Raw genomic sequence first — 18,543 nt, 5'->3', positions numbered from 1 at the left:
TGAAACGCTGCCGCCATGGCGCCTTTTTGTGATTTCCGGGTGGGGTTAATCCGTTCGTGAAGGTATGAGAAGGCTGAGCGGAAAGACATGACGCTGTCGACGTTCAGCGCCAGGCCGAGATCAATCGATCGATCTCCGAGTTCCGGAAGAAGGCACACAGCTCTCTCGCGCCGACGGCGCCGACGCCGGGATAGGCTTCCCATGCGGCTTCCGAGCGCTGGCGAAGCTGTGCCGGCGTCGCTTTGAGTGCCTGTTCACGAATGGCCTCCGGCAGCGGTGGCAGGCCGAGCGCCAGCATCCACTGGCGACGGTCGCGGCGCTCGGCCTCCTGGAATGTCGACATCCACTGGTGCGCCCGCGTCGATCCCACGCCAGGCAGCGTTCGCAGGGTCGTTGGCGTCAATTGGCGCCATTCCAGCAAGTCTGTGACCAGATCGGCGTCGACAAGCTGGGCCCAGGTAGCAGGCCCGATACCGTTCATGTCGAGGCCTTCGCCGCTACCGAGCCAGGTCAGTCGTGCCAGAAACTGCTCGCGACAGCCGGCCGTGAGGCGTAGACAGGTCAGAGGGCCATAGCGTGTCTCGTCGGGGAATTTCTGTGCGGGGCGGGGTGAGGCCGCGATCGCCACATGATCGAGGTGCGGAATGGTGGCGCCGGCGAGCGATAGCAGGACCTGATCGCCCGGACGAACGTCCAGCTCTCTCCAGTGATCGACCGAGCCGAGGCTGACGGCACTGATCTCTCGATCGTCCAGTTCGACGGGTCGCAGTCGTGCAACCGGGGTCATTTTTCCGGTGCGACCGACAGAGACAGTGACCGAATCGACCACCGCCAGCGTCTGCGCCGCGGGATATTTCCAGGCAATCGCCCAGTCGGGCGGAGACGCCTGCCAGAGACGACCGGCGGGACGCGTCGCGCGTTTAATGACGACGCCATCGGACGCGAAGGGCAGTGGCGCGTGATACCAGCGGTCTCGCCAGCGCATGACGTCATCGAGAGTTTCGACCTGGTGGGTAAGGCGCGCCGTGTCGACGAAGCCCATGGAGGTCAACTGGTCGAGTCGCTGTTGACCGTTGGTGGGTCCGTCCGGCCAGGCCCAGGGGAAGAAGCCGATATCGCGTACGGCTTCTCCGGGCAGTTCGTCCCGCGCCATCCATCCGGCGACGACAGAACGAGCCAGTGCACCGCCATCTCGTGCCTGACGATGCGCGGGCAAGCGTTGATACAGTTCGCCCTGAAGCGTGACCGGCGCTGTCACCGGAATGCGCTGGGGAACGGCTTTGATCTGCTGCACGGCGCTGGTCCAGTTCTGGCCGCGGGTGCCGTCGCCGCGACTGATGACGGAGACCAGCCGGCCCTGGCGATAGAGCAGTGATACGGCAACACCGTCGACCTTGGGCTGTATCCAGAGCGGACCGGAGGGTTGTACCCGCAACCAGGCTGCCACGGCATGCCGGTCCGGTAATTTATCGAGGCCCGTCTGCACGTAGGGGGGTGTGAGCGAGTCGGTATCGCTGCCGGGCGTCGGCGCCGCCAATGCCGCGGCCTCGGGAAGCAGGCAGCGCTGCCAACGGCGTTGCCGCCGTTTGGCCTCATCGTAGACACCGTCGTTCACGAGTCGCCGGCCATGATGATAGTAGGCTTCATCCCAGCGCTGAATCTGTGCGGTGAGCGCCGTGTAGGCGTCGTCTTGTGCAGCACGGTCGCCGGGCGGGCAAGGCTCGGCAGCGTAAGCCGGGGCGCCAGAGACAGGCGCGATCCAGAGAAGCGCCGCGAGAGTCGCAGTGGTCAGCCGAAGAAGGTGCATCGATCTTGTCGTTGTTGAGGGCTCTCTGATTACTACGACCGGTGACTGGCTTTCTGAAGCTCGTATTTTGCCAAGCCGCTGGCGTTAGCCGATTGCCGAGCCGTCGTCATGCGCCCGCAGAGCAGGGGGTGGAGGCTCAGGGCGGGGGATGTCGGGAGGCGAGAAATCTGCCCACATGAAAGACCCCGCCATTGGGCGGGGTCTATAACGCGTTTCAGAGCCTGGCGCCGTCGAGGGCCCGTCAGCTTCCCGGATCAGCTCGATCCCGACTTGAGCTGGGCGTAGTCGAGGAGAATCTGCGAGGTTTCCTGCAGCTCGGCACGATCGATTGGCTCGGCGCTGTCGGAGTCGGCGGCTTCGTCTTCTCCTTTGCCGGTGTCGTCGTCCTGTTCGCGAGCCTCGGCCCAGCTGTCTAGCTGCTTCTGGCCCAGGGCACGCCGGCGCTGATTCTCCAGGGCCAGCTGCTCGCTTTCCTGGGCGTCCATCTCGCGCTGGCGTTGCTCCTTGTTGAGGCTGATGCTCGTCTGCTGCTCCCGCAGGCGTTTGCTCAGCTGTGCCTGCTTCTCGAGGTAGACGAAGTCGGGGTCGTCAGCGATGCGTTTGTCGTGGCGGTCCTGTAGTGCTTCGAGGTACTTCCACGGCTGGCCGTAGAGACGGTACTGCACCGGGCGAACCCGATCCCACGGCAGGGCATTGTCGAGCGAGCTTTCGCCGATCTCGTCGGGGTCGAGGAGGCTCGGATAGAGAATATCCGGCTCGACGCCACGGTGCTGCGTGCTCTCGCCGGAGATACGGTAGAACTTGGCGCGAGTCAGCTTGATCTGGCCATGGCTGAGATCACTGAGCGTCTGTACCGTGCCTTTGCCGAAAGTGCGGCTGCCGATGATCAGGCCGCGACCGTAATCCTGAATCGCACCGGCGAATATCTCAGACGCGGAAGCCGAAAGGCGGTTGACCAGTACCGCCAGCGGACCCTCGTAGGCGACGCCGGCATCCGTGTCGCCGTAGAGGTTGATCCTGCCCTGGGCGTCGCGGACCTGAACCGTGGGGCCACGATCGATAAACAGGCCAATCATCGAGTTGGCTTCCTGCAAGGCGCCGCCGCCGTCGTTGCGCAGGTCGAGCACGATGCCCTCGATATTCTGCGCCTTCAACTTGGTGATCTCCTTCGCCACGTCTCGCGTGGTGCTGCGATAGTCCTTCTTGCCGGCCTGCCAGGCATCGAAGTCGACGTAGAAGGCGGGAACGGTGATCACCCCGATCTTGTGGGTCTCGCCACCGCGCTGGATCGTCTCGACCTTGCTGTGGGCGGCCTGATCCTCGAGCTTGACCGTGTCGCGAACGATCTTGATCGTGTGGGTCCGGGTAACGTCGACGGCCTTGGCCGGGATGATCTCGAGGCGCACGGTCGATCCCTTGGCGCCACGAATCAGATCGACGACGTCGTCGAGGCGCATGCCGACCACATTGGTCATCTCACCGCTCTCACCCTGACCGACGGCCACGATGCGGTCGGCCGGCTGCAGCACGCCGCTCTTGTCCGCAGGGCCGCCGGGGACCAGGCTCGAGACCTTGACGTATTCGCCATCGTTTTGCAGCAGCGCACCGATCCCTTCCAGCGAGAGGCGCATCTGGATATCGAAGGACTCGCCCTGCTGCGGCGAGAGGTACTCCGTGTGCGGATCGACCGTGCCGGTGACCGCCGACATCAACAGGACGAGAACATCTTCGGCGTTGGTCTGGCGCACGCGATTGAGCTGATTGGCGTAGCGGTCGTGCAGTGTCTTCTTGATCTCGTCTGGAGATTGATCGCTGAGCGACAGGGTCAGGGCCGCGTTTTCCAGACGCTTGTTCCAGAGCTCGTCGAGCTCCTCCTCGCTACCCGGCCAGGAGTCATTGCTCCGATCCGTCGCCAGTCTGTCGCTGCTGTCATAACGGTAGTCGAGGCCCTGGTCGACGCGATCGACCAGCCACTGCTCGCGGGCTTCGACGCGGTCCTGATAGCGTGAATAGAAGGCATAGACTCGTTCGAGATCGCCCGATTTGACCGCATCGTCGAGGCTGGTTTCCAGGTCGGCGAAATTGTCGATATCGCGCTGAAGCAGGAAGGCGCGCTGCGGATCCAGTACATCGAGAAAGCGCTTGAAGGCACGCTTGGACCATTCATCGTCCAGATCGACCTCAGCGTAGGAACCGTACTGCAGCGCTTCGGCGACTTCGACCGCCGCCTGGCGCTGATCGTCCGTGGGGGTAGGACCGGCCAGCGCAACGACGCTCCATGCCAGCAGTAGCAAACACATGGCCGCGTGCCGAGCGGCGACAATCAGGGTCATCAATGAAGCACTCCCGGTTTCCTGTACACTCTGTTCCCTAGAAGACCACCGGATCCATGAATCTTTTTCAGGTCCGGCATTGATTGTAGCAGTCCGTCCGTTCGACTACAGACCGACATCCAAGGAAACCCATGTCCGACCACTCCGCCGACACGGCTCTCGTTGATCGTTTGATCGATTTTCTGAAGCGCTCGCCGTCTCCCTGGCATGCCACCGCCAACCTGGCCGCGCGTCTCGAGGCCGCCGGCTATCGCCCGCTGAGCGAGACCGATCGTTGGGAACTCTCGCCCGGTGACAAGATCTACGTGACGCGCAACGACAGTGCCATCGTTGCGCTGCAGCTGCCGCGCGCGCCGCTCACCGCGTTGCGAATGGTCGGCGCGCACACCGATAGCCCTGCACTGCGGCTCAAGCCCGAGCCGGCGATCGTCAACAAGGGGTGGCTGCAACTGGGCGTGCAGGTCTACGGCGGCGCCTTGCTTGCCCCCTGGTTCGATCGCGATCTGGGCCTGGCGGGGCGAGTGCATGTTCGTCGAGCTGACGGCGGACTGCAAGGCGTTCTGCTCAATGTCGACGAGCCGATCGCCATCATTCCCAGCCTGGCGATTCACCTCGACCGCGAGGCGAACAGCGGCCGCCCCCTCAATGCGCAGACGCAGATGGCGCCGCTGCTGATGCAGGGCGGCAACGCGCCGGATCTCGACCGCCTGCTCAAGCAGTGGATCGCGCGCGAGCACGGCCTCGAAGGGTGCGAGATCGTCGACTTCGAACTGGGCTTCTACGATATCCAGCCGCCGTCTCGAGTCGGTATCAACGGCGAACTGCTGGCGAGCGCACGGCTCGATAATCTGCTGTCGTGCTTCATCGGCGTGGAAGCGCTGCTGGGGGCCAGCGGGGAAGAGGGCGCGGTGTTCGTCGCCAACGATCATGAAGAAGTCGGCAGCGCCAGCGCCTGCGGTGCCCAGGGGCCTTTCCTCGCCGATGTCCTGCGACGCGTCAATGCTGCGCTGGGGGAGACCGGCGACGAGGGCTTCGTCCGCCTGATCCAGCGCTCGCTGATGATCTCCTGCGACAACGCCCACGCCGTCCACCCCAACTTCGCCGACAAGCACGACCCGCATCACGGCCCTTTGATCAATGCCGGGCCGGTCATCAAGGTCAATGCCAGCCAGCGCTATGCCACGAACAGCGCGACTGGCGCGCTGTTCCGGGAGCTCTGTCGTGAAGCCGATGTGCCGGTGCAGCAATTCGTGACGCGGGCCGACATGGGCTGCGGCAGCACCATCGGCCCGATCACCGCGACGGAACTCGGTGTGCCCACTATCGACGTCGGCGTGCCCCAGTTCGGCATGCACTCGATTCGGGAAACGGCCGGCACCCGCGATCCCGAGTATCTGATTCGGGCGCTGGTGGCGTTTTTCGATCGATCCTGCTTGGATATTGACTGAGATGTCCGGTGCAATCTCTGGCCAGACGCCATGAATGACAAGCGTCGGCGCCACCAACTGCCATCGCTCAACAGTCTCAAGGTGTTTGAGGCCGTGATTCGATCAGGTGGTGTCAAAGCTGGGGCTAAGATACTGAACTTGACGCCTCAGGCGGTCAGCCACCAAATCCGCACGCTGGAGTCTCAATTAGGGCATGCTCTGTTTGAACGCCGTGCGCGTGCACTGATCCCGACGCCAGCGGCGACGCTCCTGGCTGAACATGTGCGGGAGGGGCTGGATCGAATCGGGGAAGGGGTGCGACAACTCGAGCAGATGCGCGAAGTCCGCCGACTTCGGCTGCATGTCAGTCCTTGGTTTGCCTCACACCATCTGATTCCAAATCTGGTCTCGTTTACGGCGCGCTATCCTCAGATCGATCTACAGATATCGATCGGCGCCGAACTCAGCGGCTTTGAAGATAGTATCGATGTCGCGATTCTTTGGGGATACGGCGGCTGGGACGGGTTCGAAGAGATCGCTCTGGCCCAAGACCCCAAGGTGTTGGTAGCGAGCCCCGACCTGCTGGCGATCAAGCCATTGAACCGGCCGCAAGACTTGCTCCAGCATTGCCTGATTAGCCCGCTGGTGACGCAGCGCCTGTGGCGAGAGGTGCTGGGGCTTTGGCACCTCGATGTTGCCGATGCGATGTCAGTCATGCGCTTTCATACCAATGAGGCGATGCTGGAAGCTGCACTCGCAGGAATGGGCGTCGGGCTGATTTCCGAGCCGGACGCCGCGCGCGAAGTCGCAAGTGGACGCCTGATCGCCCCTTTCGGATTCGACCTGATCCAACGACTCCCCGCAGACAGCATCCCGACTTTTTTCATGCTCTATCCGAAGGATCACGCACCGGGAGAGCTGGTGGATACCTTCCGTAGCTGGCTTGAACAGCTGTTGCGTCCCGACCTCGAGACACCTTTTCCTATGAGCCGGCACCCTGAATGAGAGAAGGTAACCAGGTCACGATGCCTGGCACCAGGGCCATGATCAGCGCCGCCAGACAGAGCAGGAGGAAAAATGGCAGCGCCGAAAGAGTAACTTGCCAGATGGAACGTCCGGTGATCGACTGCAACACAAATAGGTTGAAACCTACAGGCGGTGTGATTTGCGCCATCTCGATGATAATGACGACGTAGATGCCGAACCACAGCAGATCGATCCCCGCGCTCTCCAACATCGGCAGAATCACCGCGCTGCTCAGTACCAAAATCGACACCCCTTCCAGAAAACATCCTAGCAGGATGAAGACCAGCGTCAGCACGAACAGCAACCAGCCCGTGGACAGTTGCCACTGATCGACCTGCTCCGCGAGATACTGGGGGATGCCGATAAATGCCACCGCGCTGGAGAGTATGGCTGCCGTGACGATGATGAAGGTGATCATGCATGAAATCCGCATCGCCGCCATCAGACTGTCCCGAAAGCTTTCCCACGTCAGCGTGCGCGTCACCGTGGCGATCATCAGTGCACCTAGGATGCCGAAGGCCGCGGATTCCGTTGGCGTGGCGATTCCACTATAAATCGAGCCGATCACCCCCGCGATCAGAACGACGACGGGGATCAAGCGGGAGGAGCGTCTCAGCTTCTCCGCGAATGGCAACGGGGATTCTTTTTGAGGCATTCTGTCGCGATGAATTAACGACCAAACCGCGATATAGCCCATGAACAGCGCGATGAGCAGCAGGCCGGGCAACACGCCCCCCATGAACAGGCGGGCGACGGATTGGTGAGCCAGAATGCCGTACACGATGAGTACGATTGACGGCGGGATGATCAGCCCCAGTGTGCCCGAACCTGCCAGGGTGCCGATCATCAGACGCTCGTCGTAGCCACGACGTTGCAGTTCCGGAAGGCTCATTCGGCCGACAGTGGTCGCCGTAACGGCGGACGAGCCGGCCACGGCCGCCATGATGCCACAGCCCAGCACGTTGACGTGCAACAACCTTCCGGGAAGCCAGCCGACCCAGGGTGCCAGGCCATTGAACATGTCACGAGACAGGCGAGTTCGGAATAGAATCTCACCCATCCAGACGAATAATGGCAAGGCGGTAAGCGGCCATTGCCAGCTTGCCTCCCATAGGGTGGAGGCCAGCAGATTAGCCAGTGGAACCGGTGTAAATAGCGCCATGGCGCCGGTGGCGACAGCCGCTAGGGCCACGGCGACCCAGATACCCGCGCCCAGCAGCGCGACGAGGGCACCGAACATCAAGATGAGTGCCAGTAGTGTTTGATCCATGAGGTTCTCGTCGTTATTCGAGTGTCACGATCTATTCCAGCGATCCCGCGTCGTTGTCGATGTAGGTCGCGTGTCCGTGTCGCGCCAGACGCCAGAATTCGTCGACGAGAGCGATCGTCATGACGATGAGGCCTAGCGTCATACCGACCTGGGGAATCCATAGTGGTGCGGCGATTAGCCCGGGGCTGAGGTCGCCAAACTCGTAACTCTGAAGCGTATAGGTGCCAGCGCACCACGCCAGCCAGCCGAGGATCCCGGCACTGAACGCGCAGACGAAACTTTCCAGCCGGCGTCGCCAGTGTGCAGGTAGCGCTTCGATTAAAAGCCCCACGCGGACGTGGGCGCCGCCGCGCAATGCGTAGGCAAGCCCTAGAAATGTCGAGGCGGCCATGCAAAAACCCGAGAATTCCGTAGCATCGATGACGCCACCCATGGCACGACCGGCGATCTGCGCCAGAATCGATACGGCAATCAGCATCAAGAAAAGAGCGGCCAACACGCCGCTCGTCAGATAGAGCGCATCCAGCGTTCTGCGCATTGACGTTCTCCTGTCTTTACAAAAGGGGCGACGGCGCTATCGCCGCGCGCCATAAGAGGAAGTGTCAGTCGGCTTGGTTACTGGAGGTGTTGCGGACTTCGAGGTAATTGTCCAGCACCTCTTGCTCTTCCGGCGGGGCAGATTTGCGCCACGCTTCAAGCATCGAATCGCCGATGTCCGAGATAGCCTTCTGGATGTCGTCGCTGGCCTGGCTGATAGCAACTCCATGCTCGCTGATGATCTTATTGTTCTTCCCCGCCGCCTCTTGGCTCATCAGCCAGCCACGTTCAGTGGCGTGTTTACCGGCGTCTTTCACGATCTTCTGCAGACTGGCATCCAGCGAGTCAAGGGCACGCTCATTTACGATAATCGCGTTCTTTGTGTGCATGGTGCCCGTGTAAGTGAAATCCTTGGCGTAATCCCAGATCTGCACGTCGATTCCCGTCTGAGGACTGGTGAACAGTGAGTCGATCATGCCCGTGGAATAGGCCTGGGCGATCTCGGCAAACGGCAAAATCGTGGCCTGGAACCCGAGTTGCTCTGCCATTTCCCTCGTCGGTTGGGAGTAGATGCGGATTTTCTTGCCCTTCATGTCATCGACTGAATTGAGCGGCATCTGAGTGAAGAAGCCCTGGCCTGGCCAGGCGACGTAGGCGAGTGGCACAATGTTCTGTTTGCCAAACAGTTTTTCGAAGAAAGGCGCCTGTGCTTCCATCAACTGGTGCGCCTGTTTGTAGGTTGTCGCGACACCCGGCAAGCTGTCGAGGATGTACATCGGATCCTCGTTGCCGTAGACGCTGGGTCGAATTTCTCCGATCTGAACCTGCCCGGTCTGTACCGCGCGTTTGATGGCATCATGCTTGATTAGCGTGCCGTTGGCGCGCAAGTTGATCGTCAGCTCGCCGTGGCTCTTGGTCTCGATTTCCTCGATGAATTTTTCGATATTCTTGGTAAAAAAACTTTCCTGGGGATAGCCCGTGGCCATGATCCACTGGGTTTCTGCCTGAGCAGCACCTGTAAGGCTCAGTAGTAAGATGCCGGTGGTGATCGCGATACGATGCGTCAGTGTTGACATGAGAATCTCCGTCCAATTGTTGGTCTTGTCGAAACGGCGTTGTGTCTGTTTTGTCCTGGGGTGATAAAGGCAATACCGGTGGTACTTCTGCCCTCCTTTGTTAGGGAGGCACTAGGTTAAAATGCGTGAGGGTAGCTTGTGCGAGCTTCGAGCTCCGAAACGTAACCCGCCTCGACATCCCGCGCCACGCTAGCGGCCGGTCGATCCTGCGGAGCACCGTAGCCCCCGCCACCGGGGAGATGCAGGATTAGGCGACGTCCGGTCGGGATGGCTTGGCGGCCCTTGGCGCGAAGGCGAGTGCCATCGTCGAGCGCGACCACACCAATGCCGCCGTTCCTGCCGCCATTGTGGCCGCGAGCGGGGTGCTCGACGCGCTCGAACATGGCATTGAACGTCAAGGCGTATCCTTCACGGGCAGAGAGTTCGATAGTCTGGCCCAGACCGCCTCGCTGCCGTCCGGCGCCGCCGGAATCCGGCCGCAGTTCCTTGCGCCAGATGACCAGAGGCCCGACACTTTCCGTGACCTCCACCGGCATGGTCATGACGCCACTGGGAAAGGCAGTTGCGTTGAGCCCATCCAGTGTCGGGCGTGCGCCACTGCCGCCGCTATTGAACATCAGTATCTCTCTGCCGACACCCGTGCCGTGAGTTGGACGAGCACTGATCTGCAGGTTCCACAGCGCACTGGCACCCTCGGCTGGCGGGAGGGTCGGGCAGGCCTGACGCAAGGCCCCGAGCACCAGATCGGGCACCAAGTGCCCCAGGACATGGCGAGCCGCGACCGGTGCCGGGCGCTGTGCATTGAGAATACAGTCATCCGGGGCACTGACCGTAAACGGACGCAGAGACGCCCAGTTGTTGGGGATCGACGGGGCCAGCGCGCATTTGAGCCCGTAGCAGGCATACGCCTTGGTATAGGTCAGCGGTACGTTGATACCGAATCCGCTCTGGGCAGAGGTGCCGGTGAAATCGGCATTGAGCGTTTCACCGCCGCAGGACAGCGTAACCGCCAACTCGACCGGTGCATCGTAGCCATCGAGGGGCATCCGATAGCGATATTCACCAGCCGGCAGGGCGGCAAGTTTTTCCCGGGTAGCCCGTTCGCTATGGGCGAAAATGAATGTCGCGAGCTCTTCGATGTCTGGTAGCGAGAACTCATCGAGCATTTCCAGCAAGCGTTTGCGCCCGGTATCGTTGCAGACTGACAGGGAGAAAAAGTCCCCCACGACTTGATCGCTCTCGCGCACGTTGTTGGTCAGAATATCGACCAGGTCCTGATTAACGACGCCAGCCTTGAACATGCGAAGCGGCGGAATCAACAGGCCTTCTTCGTAGAGTTCACGGCCGTCGGGTCCGAAACCGCGCCCGCCGATATCCACGACGTGAGCGGTGGATGCAAAAAAGCCAATGCGGCGGCCTTCTCGGAATACAGGCGTCACGACAGTAAAATCGTGCAGATGACCGGTCGCGAGCCACGGGTCGTTGGTCACGAACACATCGCCCGGGACCATGGTGTCGCCAAATTGATCGATAAAATGAAAGACGGTCTCGGCCATGGTGTTGACGTGACCTGGCGTGCCGGTAACGGCCTGTGCGACCATCCGCCCGCTGGCGTCGAATACGCCTGCCGATAGATCTCCAGCCTCGCGCACACTGGTGCAAAAAGCGGTGCGAATCAGCGTCAACGCTTGCTCTTCGACCACCGAAATGAGTCGGTTCCACATGATCTGCTGCGATACCTGCAATGTCGTGCTCATTCAGCGGTTTCCTTTAGACGTTCGATGAATAGGCAATCGTCGGCTTGGCGCGTGACATCGAAACCTGCCGGCACGATGGTTGAGGTTTCCGGTTCAATGATGACCGCAGGCCCGTGGATACTGTTGCCAACAGGCATTGCACGTCGTTCGATGACCTGGCTATCGCGGAATTGTCCGTGGCGGGCGTCGAAGATCGCACGCATGTCCCGACTCTCGATGTTGCGTTCGTTTGGTGGCGCCTTGCCAAACTGGCGGGGTTCGACCGGGGCAATGGGAGTGCGAAGAGAAAGTGACCAACTGACGACCTCGGCGTCGAGGTTATCGATGGCATGACCGAATATCTGGGCATAAGCCGTGACGAACCCGCGGTGGAGGTCGGCAACATCCCGTTCATCGAGTTCGCCTCGGGCCACCGCCACGGGAATTTCCCAGCCTTGTCCGGCGTAGCGCATATAGGCTTTGAACTCACGCTCGACTTCACCGCGGTACCCCGTCTCGTTGATGAAGGTACTGACCTCCCGGCTCATGTCCGCTAGCAGATCATTGACGGTGGCAAGATCGAATGTCGCCAATTGCATGACCGCGCTACGAAGGGACTCGTAGCCGAACGGGGCTCGCAAGAACCCGATCGCAGAGCCGACGCCGGCGCCCGGCGGCACGACCAAACGATCAATACCGAGCTTCTCGCATATTCGTGCGGCGTGGAGTGGTGCAGCGCCACCGTAGGCGATCATTGTGTACTGATCGAGCTCTCGGCCGCTCTCGACCGCATGCACTCGAGCGGCATTGGCCATGTTCTCGTCTACGACTTCGACGATACCGTAGGCTGCTTCGATGAGGTCGCCACCCAGAGGCGCAGTAATGGTTCGATGCAGTGCGTCTTCAGCCGCCTGGCGGTGGAGGCGAAAGCTGCCGCCGGCGAAGTTTTCGGCATCCAGGCGACCAAGAATTAGATCGGCATCGGTCACTGCTGGCGCCGTACCGCCACGGCCGTAGCAGGCGGGACCGGGTTCTGAGCCCGCGCTTTCTGGGCCAACACGAATCTGGTGCAGGTCATCGACATGGGCGAGAGAGCCGCCGCCAGCGCCAATTTCCACCATTTCGATAACAGGAATCGAGATGGGCATTCCGCTTCCCTTTTTGAAGCGGTAGGTTCGCGCCACTTCAAACGTACGCGCCGTCTGAGGCCGCTGATCCTGGATCAGACAGATCTTGGCTGTGGTGCCCCCCATATCGTAGGAGAGTACTCGATCGAGGCCGTAGCGCGCTGCGATATCTGCAGCATAGATCGCGCCGCCCGCAGGCCCGGATTCGAGAAGGCGTACTGGAAACTCGGCGGCACTCGCTAAGGACATTAGTCCCCCGCCAGAGTGCATCAGATAAACCGGGCAGGTAATGCCCCTTGCCTCCAGGCCGCTGGCCAATCTTCCGAGATAGGACGACATCAACGGCTTCACGAATGCATTGGCGCAGACCGTGTTGAAGCGTTCGTATTCTCGTATTTGCGGAGAGACTTCGGATGAGAGCGAGACCGAAAGGTGAGGTAGTCTCGCCTGTAATCGATCGCGTATGCGGCGTTCATGGGCAGCATTGCGATAGCTGTGCATTAGGCCGATGGCGACACTGACATAGGCTTTGGCTTCGATGGCATCGATGATCGCCTCCAAGGCGGCGTCATCTAGTGGGATCAACTCCTGACCCTCGGCGCTCATTCGCCCACCAACGGTGTAGCGATGTTGCCGCGCAATCAGTGGCGTGGGCAGCACGATGTTCAGATCGTATTGCTCAAAACGGCTTTCTGTGCGCATCTCGATGACATCACGGAATCCCTCGGTCGTGATGAATGCCGTATGTGCTCCTCGGCGTTCGATCAATGCGTTGGTCGCTAGAGTAGTGCCGTGGACGAGACTCTCAAGCTGATCTGGCGCGACGCCGGCTTGGTCGAGTGTCCTCAACAAGCCGTCGACAACGGCTTGTTCCGGTGCGGCATACTGGGTCAGTGTCTTGGCCGAGTGGAGCTGACCATCGACTTCGAGAGCAATGTCGGTGAATGTACCACCGATATCGGCGCCAGCTCGGGCGGAGCGAGTATTCGTCGTCATGCGATCTCCAGCTTGTATTGTTGTTGTGCTCTGCACCGCATCATTGATCCGCGACTTAAGTAGAAACAAGCGACAATTTTTTGATGAATAGCAAATAAAATTTGTTAGTTGTCTGGTGAGTGACTCACACCGCATTTTCTAAATCTGAAATCGATGGTGTAATCGACGCGTTAACGATCAGTTATGGCTCAAGGCAAGTAACCAATGGCACTCAATCTTCGACAGATCGAAGTCTTTCGGGCGGTGATGACGACCGGGAGCATCAGTGGTGCTTCGCGGGTGCTGATGATCTCTCAGCCGGCGGTGAGTCGGATGCTGTCGCACACCGAGCAGCGCATCGGTTTTCCTCTGTTCGAGCGCATCAAGGGGCGGCTCTATCCGTCGCCGGAGGCGCGTCGGCTGTTTCGCGACGTCGAGAACGTCTATCGCGATGTACAGCGGGTCAACACCACGCTGCACGATTTGACGCAGCGTCGGCACGGCGTGGTGAGAATCGCCGCCAGCTCGAGCCTGGGGCACCAGATCGTGCCCTGGGCGATCACCAGCTTCCGCGCGGAGCGCGACGTTCGGGTCAGCCTCGACTGCCAGCGTCATACGGAGCTGCGTGACCAGCTGCTGGATCGACAGGCGGATCTCGGTATTTCGCTGTTTCCGGTCAATCATCCCAATCTGGAAGTCAATCCACTCCATCGGGCGCGCATGGTCTGCGTCTGTCCCGAGGGACACCCGCTGGCGCAGCGCATGACGGTGCAGCTTGCCGAACTGCGCCAGTTCGATCTGATCGGGTACGGCGCAGAGACGCCGTTCGGGCATCACATCCGTTCGGCCTTCGAGACGGCCGGCGAGCCCTGGCGTCCCGCGATGGAGGTCGACTCGCCGCACTACGCCTGTGCGCTGGCCGACGCCGGCGGCGGCATCGCCCTGATCGACGAATTCACCTGGCGCGGATGGCAGGGCAAGCGCCTGACCGCCGTGCCGTTGCCCGATGAGCAGCGGCTGCTGGTCAGTCTCGTTTACCCGCGAACCGAGCCACTGTCGCAGCTGGCCCGTATCTTCATCACGCATCTCAAGGCGGCGCTCTCTCGGGCTGACGATGAACAATCGTTAACCTGAGGTTATACCTTTCCGATAAATCAGCATACGACGTTTCCCGCGAAATTCCGGACACTGATCGGTAAGCACGATGCCGCGCGACGCGGCATCGCCGGTAAACAAGTCCAATGAGTGAACGAGACATGCGTGAGTGGGTGATCGGTGCGGCGCAGCTGGGCGCCATCCAGAAGAGCGACAGTCGGGAATCCGTCGTCGAGCGAATGATGGGCCTGCTGGATCAGGCTGCCGAAAATGGGTGTGACCTGGTCGTCTATCCGGAGCTTGCGCTGACCACGTTCTTCCCGCGCTGGTATATGGAAGATCAGGCGGAGGTCGATACCTGGTTCGAGCGCGAGATGCCCAATGCGGCGACCCAGCCGCTGTTCGACCGCGCGCGCGAGCATCAGATCGCCATCTCGTTCGGCTACGCGGAGCTGACGCCGGAAGGGCGTCATTTCAACACCTCCATTCTGACCAATCGTCAGGGTGAGATCGTCGGCAAGTACCGCAAGATTCACCTGCCCGGTCACGTCGAGTTCGATACCGAGCGCGATTTCCAGCATCTCGAGAAGCGCTATTTCGAACCCGGCGATCTCGGCTTCGAGACCTTCGATAACGAAGGGACGATCATGGGCATGGCGATCTGCAACGACCGTCGCTGGCCGGAGACCTGGCGCGTCATGGGGCTGCAGGGCGTCGAGCTTGTGATGCTTGGCTACAACACGCCGTCGATCAATGCCCAGAACCGCGGTGAAGGGTTGGAGAAGCGCCTTTATCACTCCGAGCTGTCCGTGACGGCGGGTGCCTATCAGAACGCGACCTGGGCCGTAGCCGTTGCGAAGGCGGGCGTCGAGGACGGCTTTCCGCTCATGGGCGGCTCCATCATCGTCGACCCGGATGGCTTCGTGGTCGCGCGCACCGAGTCCGAAGGTGATGAGCTCGTGACCGCGACATGTGACATGGATCGCTGCCAGTTCGGCAAGAAGACCATCTTCGATTTCGCCCGCCATCGTCGAATCGAGCACTACGGGCGCATCACGTCGCAGACCGGCGTCGAGCGCTAAGCTCGACCCGTTTTCTCGGCCCGGATCCTCCTGACAAGACAACAAGCGGAGGCGATCAATGAACGCGCCCTATGATGTGGTGCTACGCAACGGCCTGGTCGTCGACCCGGCCAACGGCGTGCACGCCATTCACGATGTGGCGATTCGCGGTAGTCGAATCGTCGACATCGCCCCGGCGATTGCCGGCGACGCGGTACGCGAGCATGACTTGACCGGTCGCGTGGCGATGCCGGGTATCGTCGACATGCACGTGCATCTCTCCGCCTTTCTAGGTGGCGGACTCGGGCATCGCATGCTGGCCAGAGCGGGCGTTACCACCGCGCTCGACATGGCCGGCCCCATCGAAGGCGTGGTCGAGCTGGCCGCGCGTCACGGCTGCGGACTGAGCGTGGCCGGCCTCAACTATCTCCGACCCGGGCATACCATCGAGTCCAACGATCCCTCGCGAGGGGATCTGTCGAAAGCGCTGGATCATGCGCTGAGCCAGGGGGCGATCGGCCTGAAGCTGCTGGGCGGTCACTATCCGTTGACCGCCGAGGCCACGGCGCGTGCGATCGCGATCGCCGGCGATCGAGGCGCGTACGTCGCCTTTCACGCCGGCACACTTTCGGCAGGGTCGAACATCGACGGTCTGCGCGAAGCCTGTGAGCTGAGCGTCGGATATCCGCTGCATCTGGCACACATCAATAGCTACTGCCGCGGACAGATTCACGATGCGGTCGCGGAGGGCGAGAGAGCCCTGGCGCTGCTGGCGGCCCATCCGCACGTGCGCTCGGAGTCCTATCTGGCGCCCTTCAACGGCGTCAGCGGTGAGTGCGTGGACGGAGTGCCGGGTAGCCGACTGGCGGCTTTCGGACTGGAACGTGGCGGTTTCGCGGCAACGGTCGATGGCATGAGCGACGCGATCGAGGCCGGCTGGGCCTTGGTCAATGTCGAACGCGACGGCGTGATCGAGCTGGTCGGCGGATCCGAAGGGCTGGCAGCCTGGCGCGCGGCGGGGTCCAACATCGGCATCAGCTTCCGTGCCAATCCTCCCGAGCCGAGGCTGCGCCTGGTCACCGCGACGCGGGATGACGGTCGCTTCGCGGTCGATGCCCTGGCCACCGACGGCGGTGGTATTCCGCGCAACGATATCGTCTCTCGTGGCCTGGCGCTGGTGCATCTCGATGCCTTGAGTCTTGAGGGCTTCGTGCGCAAGGCGAGTCTGCATCCGGCCCGAATCCTCGGATTGACGACGAAAGGCCACCTGGGGGTTGGCGCCGATGCCGATATCACCGTGCTGGATCTCGAACGGCGCAAGCCCGTATTGACCTATGCCCACGGGCAGCGGCTGCTGGATGGCGAGGATGTGGTCGGCCGCGGCGGGCGAATGATTACTACGGCGCAGGGCGCGAGCGCAGTGCGCTCCGCGGGTCTCGACGCCCTGATTGTCGAACCCGGCACGATGCTCAAGTCACCGCAGTTCGATCTGTGATCGACCCTCGACGCCCGGCCGATTCGTGCACAATCCAAGGACAATGACATGACATTCGATACCCTCATCCGACGTGCCTGGATCGTCGATGGCACTGGCGCGGAACCCTATGTAGCCGACGTTGGCGTGATCGGTGATCGCATCAGCGCGATCGGCCATCTCGGCACCGCTCGGGCCACCACCATCATCGATGCCGAGGGCCGCTATCTGGCGCCTGGCTTTATCGACGTGCACACCCACGATGATAACTGCGCGATCCGGGAGCCCGACATGCGTCCCAAGATCACGCAGGGCATCACGACCGTGATTGTCGGCAACTGCGGTATCAGCGCCTCGCCGGTCGTGATCCAGGGAGACGTGCCGGACCCGATGAATCTGCTCGGCGAACCCGAGGATTTCTTCGCGAGCTTCGAGAGTTTCGCTGCCGCCGTCGAAGCCGCCGAGCCTGCGGTCAACGTCGCCGCGCTGATCGGCCACACGACGCTGCGCGCCGGTGTCATGGATCGCTTCGATCGTGCCGCGACCGACGATGAGACCCTGGCGATGCGCCAGGCGCTGCGCGGTGCACTGCGCGCCGGCGCCATCGGATTGAGCAGCGGGCTTGCCTATACCAATGCGCGTCAGGCGCCGACCCGGGAGGTCAAGGCGTTGATCGAGGTGGTCGGTGAAGAGGGCGGTATCTACACCACGCACATGCGCAACGAGCGCGAGACGCTTTTCGAGGCGATGGACGAGGCGTTCGAGACTGCTCGCCATGGCCGGGTGCCGCTGGTGATTTCGCATCTCAAGTGCGCCGACGTCGAGAATTGGGGCAAGAGCGAGCACGCGATCGAAAAACTCGAGACGGCGGCGCGCGAGCAGCCCTGCAACTGCGACTGTTATCCCTATTCGGCCTGCTCGACGACGCTGGATCTCTGGCGCGTTTCGGACGCCTTCGACATTCTCATCACCTGGTCGAAACCGCATCCGGAGATGGGGCGCAAGCTGCTCAAGGAGATTGCCGACGAGTGGCAGGTCGATCTGACCGAAGCCGCGCGGCGCCTGATGCCGGCCGGTGCGATCTACCACAACATGGACGAGGCCGACGTGCGTCGTGTGCTGGCGCATCCGCTGACCATGATCGGCTCCGACGGCCTGCCCAGTGACCCCAACCCGCATCCGCGTCTGTGGGGCAGCTTTCCACGCGTGATCGGCCACTATTGCCGTGACGAGGGGCTGTTCGCGCTACCCGAAGCCATTCGCAAGATGACCTCCATGTCGGCGGCGCGGTTCGGTCTGACCGATCGCGGCGTCGTGCGGGAAGGGGCCTTCGCCGATCTGACGCTGTTCGATTACGAGCGGGTTCAGGAAGGCGCCACCTTCGTCGAGCCGACCGAGCCCGCGATCGGTATCGACTGGGTCATGGTCAATGGCAAGCTGGCGCTGAGTGAGGGCAACGTGACGACGCGTGCCGGGCGTCTGCTGAAGCGGGAAGGCGTCATACGCTGATGCCCGGACGTTCTGGGGCGGGGTGCTCACCCGGAGCAGACGCTAACCCGAACGACGACCCTTAACCGTTCGTTATAGCGCGCCGACGAA

The 18,543-nt window shown here is 61.7% G+C and carries 13 protein-coding genes; 6 read left to right on the top strand and 7 right to left on the bottom strand.

Annotation, left to right across the window (positions count from 1 at the left end; translation table 11 throughout):
• Positions 1 to 103 precede the first annotated feature (103 nt).
• Both ligB and IE125_RS03220 read right to left on the bottom strand, forming a co-directional pair.
• On the bottom strand, positions 104 to 1,807 hold the full coding sequence (gene ligB / locus IE125_RS03225; protein WP_189443121.1) for an NAD-dependent DNA ligase LigB: 1,704 nt from the start codon (positions 1,805 to 1,807) through the stop codon (positions 104 to 106).
• Positions 1,808 to 2,061: 254 nt separating this feature from the next.
• Positions 2,062 to 4,140, bottom strand: coding sequence for a carboxy terminal-processing peptidase (locus IE125_RS03220; protein WP_189443201.1), 2,079 nt, complete (start codon positions 4,138 to 4,140; stop codon positions 2,062 to 2,064).
• A gap of 131 nt (positions 4,141 to 4,271) precedes the next feature.
• Here IE125_RS03220 and IE125_RS03215 point away from each other — a divergent pair, with 131 nt between their 5' ends.
• The gene (locus tag IE125_RS03215) at positions 4,272 to 5,588 is read left to right on the top strand and encodes a M18 family aminopeptidase (RefSeq protein ID WP_189443120.1); all 1,317 of its coding nucleotides are present in this window, start codon (positions 4,272 to 4,274) and stop codon (positions 5,586 to 5,588) included.
• Positions 5,589 to 5,618: 30 nt separating this feature from the next.
• Positions 5,619 to 6,572: a LysR substrate-binding domain-containing protein gene (locus IE125_RS03210; protein ID WP_189443119.1), complete on the top strand. Its 954-nt coding sequence runs from the start codon at positions 5,619 to 5,621 to the stop codon at positions 6,570 to 6,572.
• Here IE125_RS03210 and IE125_RS03205 read toward each other — a convergent pair.
• From IE125_RS03205 to IE125_RS03185, 5 genes are all read right to left on the bottom strand, one after another.
• Positions 6,550 to 7,863, bottom strand: a complete 1,314-nt coding sequence (locus tag IE125_RS03205; protein WP_189443118.1) for a TRAP transporter large permease — start codon at positions 7,861 to 7,863, stop codon at positions 6,550 to 6,552. The two genes, IE125_RS03210 and IE125_RS03205, sit on opposite strands and share 23 nt — an antisense overlap.
• A gap of 31 nt (positions 7,864 to 7,894) precedes the next feature.
• Positions 7,895 to 8,401 (bottom strand): TRAP transporter small permease, encoded by a 507-nt coding sequence (locus IE125_RS03200; protein WP_189443117.1) that lies wholly within the window; start codon positions 8,399 to 8,401, stop codon positions 7,895 to 7,897.
• A 64-nt stretch (positions 8,402 to 8,465) separates the two neighbouring features.
• Positions 8,466 to 9,476 (bottom strand): TRAP transporter substrate-binding protein, encoded by a 1,011-nt coding sequence (locus IE125_RS03195; RefSeq protein ID WP_189443116.1) that lies wholly within the window; start codon positions 9,474 to 9,476, stop codon positions 8,466 to 8,468.
• Between the two features lie 116 nt (positions 9,477 to 9,592).
• The gene (locus tag IE125_RS03190) at positions 9,593 to 11,233 is read right to left on the bottom strand and encodes a hydantoinase B/oxoprolinase family protein (RefSeq protein ID WP_189443115.1); all 1,641 of its coding nucleotides are present in this window, start codon (positions 11,231 to 11,233) and stop codon (positions 9,593 to 9,595) included.
• Entirely contained in the window at positions 11,230 to 13,335 is a 2,106-nt protein-coding gene (locus IE125_RS03185) for a hydantoinase/oxoprolinase family protein (protein ID WP_189443114.1), read from the bottom strand. The genes IE125_RS03190 and IE125_RS03185 overlap by 4 nt, the downstream gene beginning before the upstream one ends.
• 204 nt (positions 13,336 to 13,539) lie before the next feature.
• Between IE125_RS03185 and IE125_RS03180 the strand changes: the two genes are divergently transcribed.
• From IE125_RS03180 to IE125_RS03165, 4 genes are all read left to right on the top strand, one after another.
• Positions 13,540 to 14,448, top strand: coding sequence for a LysR family transcriptional regulator (locus IE125_RS03180; RefSeq protein WP_189443113.1), 909 nt, complete (start codon positions 13,540 to 13,542; stop codon positions 14,446 to 14,448).
• Positions 14,449 to 14,570: 122 nt separating this feature from the next.
• A complete protein-coding gene (locus IE125_RS03175) occupies positions 14,571 to 15,491 on the top strand; it encodes an N-carbamoyl-D-amino-acid hydrolase (protein WP_189443200.1) in 921 nt (306 codons plus the stop codon).
• A gap of 58 nt (positions 15,492 to 15,549) precedes the next feature.
• Entirely contained in the window at positions 15,550 to 16,965 is a 1,416-nt protein-coding gene (locus tag IE125_RS03170) for an amidohydrolase family protein (protein WP_189443112.1), read from the top strand.
• A gap of 48 nt (positions 16,966 to 17,013) precedes the next feature.
• Entirely contained in the window at positions 17,014 to 18,453 is a 1,440-nt protein-coding gene (locus tag IE125_RS03165) for an N-acyl-D-amino-acid deacylase family protein (protein WP_189443111.1), read from the top strand.
• Positions 18,454 to 18,543: the final 90 nt, after the last annotated feature.

Source organism: Salinicola rhizosphaerae (assembly GCF_014652715.1).
Classification (GTDB): domain Bacteria; phylum Pseudomonadota; class Gammaproteobacteria; order Pseudomonadales; family Halomonadaceae; genus Salinicola; species Salinicola rhizosphaerae.
This window is presented reverse-complemented; position numbering and strand designations above follow the sequence as displayed.

What these genes read in the sequence shown, in the direction of transcription:
- ligB (WP_189443121.1), bottom strand. Translation starts at nt 1,807, where the DNA reads ATGCACCTTCTTCGGCTGACCACTGCGACTCTCGCGGCGCTTCTCTGG.
- IE125_RS03220 (WP_189443201.1), bottom strand. Translation starts at nt 4,140, where the DNA reads ATGACCCTGATTGTCGCCGCTCGGCACGCGGCCATGTGTTTGCTACTG.
- IE125_RS03215 (WP_189443120.1), top strand. Translation starts at nt 4,272, where the DNA reads ATGTCCGACCACTCCGCCGACACGGCTCTCGTTGATCGTTTGATCGAT.
- IE125_RS03210 (WP_189443119.1), top strand. Translation starts at nt 5,619, where the DNA reads ATGAATGACAAGCGTCGGCGCCACCAACTGCCATCGCTCAACAGTCTC.
- IE125_RS03205 (WP_189443118.1), bottom strand. Translation starts at nt 7,863, where the DNA reads ATGGATCAAACACTACTGGCACTCATCTTGATGTTCGGTGCCCTCGTC.
- IE125_RS03200 (WP_189443117.1), bottom strand. Translation starts at nt 8,401, where the DNA reads ATGCGCAGAACGCTGGATGCGCTCTATCTGACGAGCGGCGTGTTGGCC.
- IE125_RS03195 (WP_189443116.1), bottom strand. Translation starts at nt 9,476, where the DNA reads ATGTCAACACTGACGCATCGTATCGCGATCACCACCGGCATCTTACTA.
- IE125_RS03190 (WP_189443115.1), bottom strand. Translation starts at nt 11,233, where the DNA reads ATGAGCACGACATTGCAGGTATCGCAGCAGATCATGTGGAACCGACTC.
- IE125_RS03185 (WP_189443114.1), bottom strand. Translation starts at nt 13,335, where the DNA reads ATGACGACGAATACTCGCTCCGCCCGAGCTGGCGCCGATATCGGTGGT.
- IE125_RS03180 (WP_189443113.1), top strand. Translation starts at nt 13,540, where the DNA reads ATGGCACTCAATCTTCGACAGATCGAAGTCTTTCGGGCGGTGATGACG.
- IE125_RS03175 (WP_189443200.1), top strand. Translation starts at nt 14,571, where the DNA reads ATGCGTGAGTGGGTGATCGGTGCGGCGCAGCTGGGCGCCATCCAGAAG.
- IE125_RS03170 (WP_189443112.1), top strand. Translation starts at nt 15,550, where the DNA reads ATGAACGCGCCCTATGATGTGGTGCTACGCAACGGCCTGGTCGTCGAC.
- IE125_RS03165 (WP_189443111.1), top strand. Translation starts at nt 17,014, where the DNA reads ATGACATTCGATACCCTCATCCGACGTGCCTGGATCGTCGATGGCACT.